This window comes from Veillonella dispar (assembly GCF_937975875.1).
Taxonomy (GTDB): Bacteria; Bacillota; Negativicutes; order Veillonellales; family Veillonellaceae; genus Veillonella; species Veillonella dispar_B.
In genome coordinates, this window is the sequence record NZ_CALJSP010000106.1 from 21968 (window position 1) to 28803 (window position 6836).

At 40.6% G+C, this 6836-nt stretch carries 5 protein-coding genes; 4 read left to right on the forward strand and 1 reads right to left on the reverse strand.

Annotation, left to right across the window (positions count from 1 at the left end; all coding sequences use genetic code 11):
- Positions 1-52 precede the first annotated feature (52 nt).
- Entirely contained in the window at positions 53-3793 is a 3741-nt protein-coding gene (locus tag Q7P05_RS05005) for a phosphoribosylformylglycinamidine synthase (protein ID WP_303930858.1), read from the reverse strand.
- 268 nt (positions 3794-4061) lie between these two features.
- On the opposite strand from Q7P05_RS05005, the gene Q7P05_RS05010 reads away from it, so the two are divergent.
- The 4 genes from Q7P05_RS05010 to Q7P05_RS05025 all read left to right on the forward strand — a co-directional run bounded on the left by Q7P05_RS05010 (position 4062) and on the right by Q7P05_RS05025 (position 6715).
- Positions 4062-4967 carry a LysR family transcriptional regulator gene (locus Q7P05_RS05010; protein ID WP_005387848.1) on the forward strand — a complete coding sequence of 302 codons (906 nt, stop codon included), beginning with the start codon at positions 4062-4064 and terminating at the stop codon, positions 4965-4967.
- Between the two features lie 247 nt (positions 4968-5214).
- Positions 5215-5790, forward strand: a complete 576-nt coding sequence (locus tag Q7P05_RS05015; protein ID WP_005387850.1) for a xanthine phosphoribosyltransferase — start codon at positions 5215-5217, stop codon at positions 5788-5790.
- Positions 5791-5816: 26 nt separating this feature from the next.
- Complete coding sequence (locus Q7P05_RS05020; protein ID WP_005387851.1) at positions 5817-6266, forward strand: hypothetical protein; 450 nt, start codon at positions 5817-5819, stop codon at positions 6264-6266.
- 8 nt (positions 6267-6274) lie between these two features.
- A complete protein-coding gene (locus Q7P05_RS05025; protein WP_005387853.1) occupies positions 6275-6715 on the forward strand; it encodes a hypothetical protein in 441 nt (146 codons plus the stop codon).
- The last annotated feature ends 121 nt before the right edge of the window (positions 6716-6836 follow it).

Below are 6836 nucleotides of genomic sequence, written 5' to 3' on the forward strand. Positions count from 1 at the left end.
TGGAAAAGCCTACTCCTAGGAGTAGGCTTTCACATACAAGACTGGCAACTAATTACTTGAAGTATTTTACACCAGATGTAAAGATTGGCATTTCTAATTGGCCAGGAATGTTTTGGCTAATACCAAGACCACAGCGTTCGGAGTGGGCCATTTTACCAAATACGCGACCATCAGGACTATAAATACCTTCGATAGCAGCGACGGATTGATTTGGATTAAAGCGGCTATCCATGGATGCAATACCATCAAAGTCCACATATTGTGTAGCGATTTGACCAGTTTTATTGAATTCCAATACTTGTTGAGGAGAAGCAATGAAGCGACCTTCACCGTGAGAAATTGGTACAGTGTAGATTTCGCCAGCTTTAGCATCACACATCCAAGGGGACTTAGTGGAGATTACCTTTGTATTGACCATGCGAGACAAGTGACGACCGATTGTGTTGTACGTCAATGTAGGATGATCTGCAGTCAACGTTTCAATGTGGCCGCCAGGCAATAAGCCTAATTTGATAAGAGCTTGGAAACCATTACAGATACCAAGAACTAGACCATCTTGTTTGTACAAGAGATTTTCTAAGCCTTCTGCAAGGTATGGATTGCGGAAGAGGGTAGCCATGAACTTACCAGAACCATCTGGTTCATCGCCAGCACTGAAACCACCTGGGAACATAAGAATTTGAGACTCTGCTAATTTAGCTTTGATTACGTCGATGGATTCTTTTAATTGTTCTGGTGTTTGATTGCGGATGATAACGATATCTGTTTCTGCACCGGCACGTTCAAAGGCACGAGCTGAATCGAATTCACAGTTTGTACCAGGGAATACAGGGATAAGAACCTTTGGTTTTGCTCCTAAGGTTGCACTGCGAGGTTTAGCATGTTGGTCGTGAATGTATGCCACTGCTTCACCAACGCCATTTGGTGCGTGCATAGGGAATATATCATTAAGAGGAGCTTCATAAGCTGCTTGAATTTCCTTAAGGGATACGGATTGGTTACCCCATTCAATAGTAGGATTTGCTTGGGTTACACCAATTACTTTTAGGCCTGGTAATTCTAAGAGATAGTTAACAGCTTTAATGTCTACCTCGACGATGAATGCACCAAGAGCTGGTTGGAAGATTGCACGTTCAGCATATTTATCGAATTTAACACCTATATTGTTGCCGAGAGCCATTTTTGTGACTGCTTCAGGAATACCACCTTGGTCAACCACATAAGCAGAGTATACGCGACCTTTTTCAATTTGTTCTTGTAATACTTCACAGTTTTCCTTGAAACGATCCCAATCAGGAGTATCGTCATATGTACGAGGTACATCGAAGAATACAAGGCGATGATCCACGCCTTTAAGGTCTTGGCTTACAATGTTATCTACATGGGCTGTACCAACTGCAAAGGATACGAGGGTAGGAGGAACTGTAAGGTCCATAAAGGTACCGCTCATAGAATCTTTACCGCCAATAGCACCGATTTCAAGTTCTTTTTGAGCTTTATAGGCACCGAGAAGGGCTGCTACAGGTTTGCCCCAAGATTCTTTAGAATTGAGGCGTTCGAAGTATTCTTGTAATGTTAAGTATGCATCTTCACGACGACCGCCAAGTGCTACTAATTTTGCGACAGATAAAAGTACTGCATATTGTGCACCATGGTATGGGCTCCAAGCAGATAATTCTGGTACGAAGCCATGTGTCATGATGCTCGCAGTTGTAGTTTCACCGTTTAATACAGGTAACTTTGCGACCATACCTTGGGTAGGAGTTTTTTGGAACTTGCCGCCGAATGGCATGAGCACTGTATTAGCACCAACAGTGCTATCGAAGCGTTCTGCTAAACCTTGTTGGGAAGCGGCATTTAAATCGGATACTGCGGCAAGCCATTTTTCTTTGAAGTTATCTGCGCTTGAAGAACCGCGTAAGAAGTAAGAACGATCTGCTGGAGCTGTTACGATAGCCTCTTGTTGTTGGCTAGCACCATTTGTATTTAAGAAATCGCGGCTGATATCTACGATTGTTTCGCCATTCCAGTTCATGATGAGGCGATTGGTATCAGTTACATCTGCAACAACTGTACATTCTAAGTTTTCTTCGTCGCAGTATGCTTTGAATGCATCTACATCAGAAGCGGAGATAACGCAGGCCATACGTTCTTGAGATTCAGAAATTGCCAATTCTGTACCGTCGAGGCCAGCGTATTTTTTAGGAACTAAATCAAGATTGATTGTTACACCATCTGTTAATTCACCGATAGCAACGGATACACCGCCAGCACCAAAGTCATTACAACGTTTGATAAGTGTAGTTACTTCACTGCGACGGAAGAGGCGTTGAATTTTCCGTTCAGTAAGGGCATTGCCTTTTTGTACTTCTGCGCCACATGTAGAAAGGGATTCTACCGTATGTTCTTTAGAAGAACCTGTAGCACCACCACAGCCATCACGACCAGTTTTACCGCCCAGTAATACTACAACATCGCCTGGAACGGGTACTTCGCGGCGCACCTGATTGCGTGGGGCCGCACCAATAACAGCGCCGATTTCCATGCGTTTAGCTACATAACCAGGATGGTAATATTCTTTAACTTCGCCAGTAGCAAGACCAATTTGGTTACCGTAAGAGGAGTAACCACGTGCAGCTTCTTGAGTAATTTTCTTTTGTGGTAATTTGCCTTCTAATGTATCTTCAAGACTAGTATGTGGATCGCTAGCACCTGTGACGCGCATAGCTTGGTACACATAAGCACGGCCACTCAATGGATCGCGGATGCAACCGCCTAAGCATGTAGCAGCGCCCCCAAATGGTTCGATTTCAGTCGGATGGTTATGAGTTTCATTTTTGAACAACAACAACCATTCTTCTGTTTTGCCATCTACATCTACAGGAACGATGATGGTGCATGCATTGATTTCATCAGATTCATCGAGATTTGTTAAGCCACCAGCATGGCGTAATTCTTTGACTGCTAGTGTTGCCATATCCATGAGGGAGCGAGCCTTTTTCTTCGTTGTATATAGCTCGGCGCGGCCTTCCATGTATTCTTCAAGGGCTTCTTTTACAGCACCTGTGAAACGACTATCCTCAATGGTAATATCCGTTAACTCCGTCATAAATGTAGTGTGACGGCAGTGGTCGGACCAATAGGTATCGAAGAGGCGAATTTCTGTAATGGTAGGATTGCGGTGTTCTACCTCTGCATATTGTTGCTTAATTAATTTGAGGTCTGCCAATGTCATAGCGAGACCATAGCTATCGATGAGAGTTTCTAAATCAGCATCGCTCATGTCTGTAAAACCGTCGATTGTTGCCACTGGTTTAGGATCTTCTAATTCAAGGGCCAATGTAGTTGGTAATTCAAGACTCGCTTCGCGGGAATCTACTGGGTTAATGTAGTACGCTTTAATGGCCTCTTCTTGTTCTTTTGTGAAAGTACCTTCAATAGCATATACACGAGCACATCGAACGATGTGGCCAGATGTAAGGGTGAGCATGGAAATACATTGCTCAGCACTGTCAGCACGTTGATCGTATTGACCTGGCACATATTCAACAGCGAAAACGAAACCTTGTACAGCTGGGATTTCTTCTAATACTGTATCTACAGGAGGCTCGGAGAAGATAAGGTTTTTTGCAGCCTCTAAATCTTTTGCATCTACATGTTCGATATCATAACGCTCGTAGATGGTTACCCCTGTAGCAGGCATTGATAATTCCTGTTGTAAGGTTTGTAACATGCGTTGTGCTTCTTGGTTGAAAGATTCTCGTTTTGTTACGAATAATCGTTGTATAGCCATTGTAGCCTCCTGTAATGTATATAATTCCCTGTGGGATATTGACAAATTAAGTATAGTCGGTCTAGACTTATAAGTAAAGATAATCTTACTTATGAAAAGATTAGAAATACTAATAAATATGAAAGGTTCATGAAGGTCATAAGACCTAACTTTCATGAAGATTTCTACATATTCATTATATATTGAGAGTCCATGCTTATAATATAGTAAATGATATGTATATTTAAAAGTAAGACACTACTATTAGTATATAACAGAGGTGAATAAAATGGCAGTATCTGCAGATTTATATAGAACCTTTTTAGGGGTAGGCTTATATTTATCCTTTTCCCGTGCAGCCAAAGAGTTAGGCGTTTCTCAATCCGCCATCAGCCAAAGCATTAAGCAATTAGAAGGTGAACTTAATATGCCTCTTTTTGTGCGCACTACAAAATCTGTAGGGTTCACGCCAGAAGGCAAAGAATTATTTGATACAGTAGCTAAGGCATTTTCCATTCTTGATAATGGGGTAACTCAATTACAAGAACGTGTTAGCCAAGCTTATGAAAGCTTAAATTTGGCTGCTACAGACACATTATGTCGCCATTTCTTATTACCTTACTTCCATAAATGGCAATTGCAAGAAAGCGAAATCGGACTACATATCATTAATCGACCATCACCTGATTGTGTAGAATTAGTACTCAACAAAGAAGCGCAGTTAGCCGTCGTTAACGATTATGAAGGCTTGCGCGATAATCCTCAACTAGAGGTAACTACATTGGCTACAATTCAAGATGTATTTGTTGGTGGTCCTGACTATAAAGGGGCAGGCTTCTTTGATCAAGGCCGTCTTCTTAATGAGCCTATTTTGCTCTTGCATAAAGGTTCTGCGAGCCGTACATTCTTTGATGAAGTAACTCATGGCGCATGCCGTAAACCGCGCTTTGAATTAGGTAGCGTCGATGTGCTGCTTGATCTTGTAGAAATTAACATGGGGATTTCTATGTTGCCTAACCATGTAGTGCAACAAAAGATGCAAGAAGGTACAGTGGTACGTATAGATACAGATATTCCAGTGCCAACGCGTGACATTGTACTTGTCCGTTCTCGTTTGGTACCTCAATCTGAAGGGGCTGCGCGCTTTACATCCTTGCTCGTTAATCGTGAAAGCACACGCGATAAGGTCTTATAATAATGAGACACACTTTATGAGAATTTTCAGAAAGTGTGTCTTTTTATATTTTAGAGTACTGTTATCTGTGCTATATTATATTGATATAAACCTACTGAATTTTATGATTTAGTGTGGAAAGTTTTTAAGCCTTACAGAGAGCTATTTTTCTAGCTGTATTGTTAAGTCTTTTACTTGATATAGGTTGACCCTAAGGGGTTATTTACGTTAAAATTTAAAGATAGTTATGCTGCGGAGGTAAGAGCACATGGAATTATTAAAACAACGCATTCGTGAAGAGGGGATTGTCCTCAATAATCGCGTGCTAAAAGTCGATGGTTTCTTGAATCATCAAATCGATCCACAATTGTTTAAAGCAATCGGTAAAGAAATCGCCGATCGTTACCGTGATGCAGGTGTACAACGTATTGTTACTATTGAAGCATCTGGTATTGCATTGGCATTGATGGCTGCTCTTGAACTTGATGTGCCATTAGTATTTGCGCGTAAGAAAAAATCTATTCTTATGGTAGATGATGTATATCATAGTGTTGTTTACTCTTACACAAAAGAGGAAAACTACGATATTACTATTTCTAAAAAATTCTTGCCAGCCGGTGAAAAAGTGTTGATCATCGATGACTTCTTGGCATCTGGTGAGGCTGCTATGGGCCTTGCTAAATTGGTAGAAGATGCAGGTGATGAAGTAGTGGGTATGGCTATTGCTATCGAAAAATCCTTCCAACCTGGTCGTGAACGCCTTGAAAATGCAGGGTATCGTGTTGAGTCTTTAGTTCGTATTAAAGAATTTAAAGACAATGGTTGTGTATTTATCGAAGACTAATAGTCTCATTATTTGTAGAGGGAATTATGAATCAAAAAGCAGAAAAATTTGACTTACTCGTTGCTGACTTAAATAAAGGCGGTAACTCTTGGTTTACAAAGGAAGAAATGACAGATGACCTTCATACAGTCGTTTACCACGGCCGTTTGGATGTTCATGAGCATAGCTTGCCTGTATTCATCGTTGTGGATGATTCTGCATTCTCCTATGCACGTATTGCTATCACAACAACATCTATTGATGAAAAAGTGATTCCTGCTGTGTTGAAAGAACTTAACACATTGAATCAAGATTATAAAGTATCTAAATACTATGTAAGCAATGAAGACAATAACATCTATATGGATGTGTCTGTTCCTGGTTTGACTGAGCAATTTGATCCTACAGTAGTAGTTAATTTATTGCTTGAAGTCGTTCAACCACATTTAGATGCTGTACATAAAGGCATTCTTAAAGTAGCTGGTTTAGCTAAATAGAGGTTGTTATGAATCCTAAAGCATTATTATTTGATAAGTTTTTAAAAGACGAAGAAATCACATCCTTTGAACGTAAGGATTTTGAGGATGAAGACGGTACTGTTGTATACCGTTCTTACATTAAATCCCCGTTGTGGGATATGCCGTTATTTGTCATTCTTGATAATAGTATTTATAGTGTTATTCGTTTGGTGTTAGGCCCTGAAAAGGTAACAGCACAAAATATGAATGCCTTGAATGCGTTGATCAACCGCGACAATGCGACATACAAAAACTATAAGCTATATATTGATGAACAAGATTCCAGTCTGTATTTAGACTGTGTATACATGTGTGGTGACGATGCGTTTGAACCAGCATTAATGTATGCATTGATGTCTTCTATCGTAGACTATGTCCCTGAAGCTGTAGGCGAGTTGAAAGCTGCTTTTGAAAGTAGCACACACTAATTAATAACAAATACAGATTAAGGGCCGTAATGTTCGGAAATTAATTGGAAGAGGGTATCCTATCTATAAAGGTGGGATACCCTCTTTTTATTGTACGCCGAATAGGCATGACTAAACCCCC

Coding starts and splice junctions, on each gene's coding strand:
- Q7P05_RS05005 (WP_303930858.1), bottom strand. CDS start 3,793: ATGGCTATACAACGATTATTCGTAACAAAACGAGAATCTTTCAACCAA.
- Q7P05_RS05010 (WP_005387848.1), top strand. CDS start 4,062: ATGGCAGTATCTGCAGATTTATATAGAACCTTTTTAGGGGTAGGCTTA.
- Q7P05_RS05015 (WP_005387850.1), top strand. CDS start 5,215: ATGGAATTATTAAAACAACGCATTCGTGAAGAGGGGATTGTCCTCAAT.
- Q7P05_RS05020 (WP_005387851.1), top strand. CDS start 5,817: ATGAATCAAAAAGCAGAAAAATTTGACTTACTCGTTGCTGACTTAAAT.
- Q7P05_RS05025 (WP_005387853.1), top strand. CDS start 6,275: ATGAATCCTAAAGCATTATTATTTGATAAGTTTTTAAAAGACGAAGAA.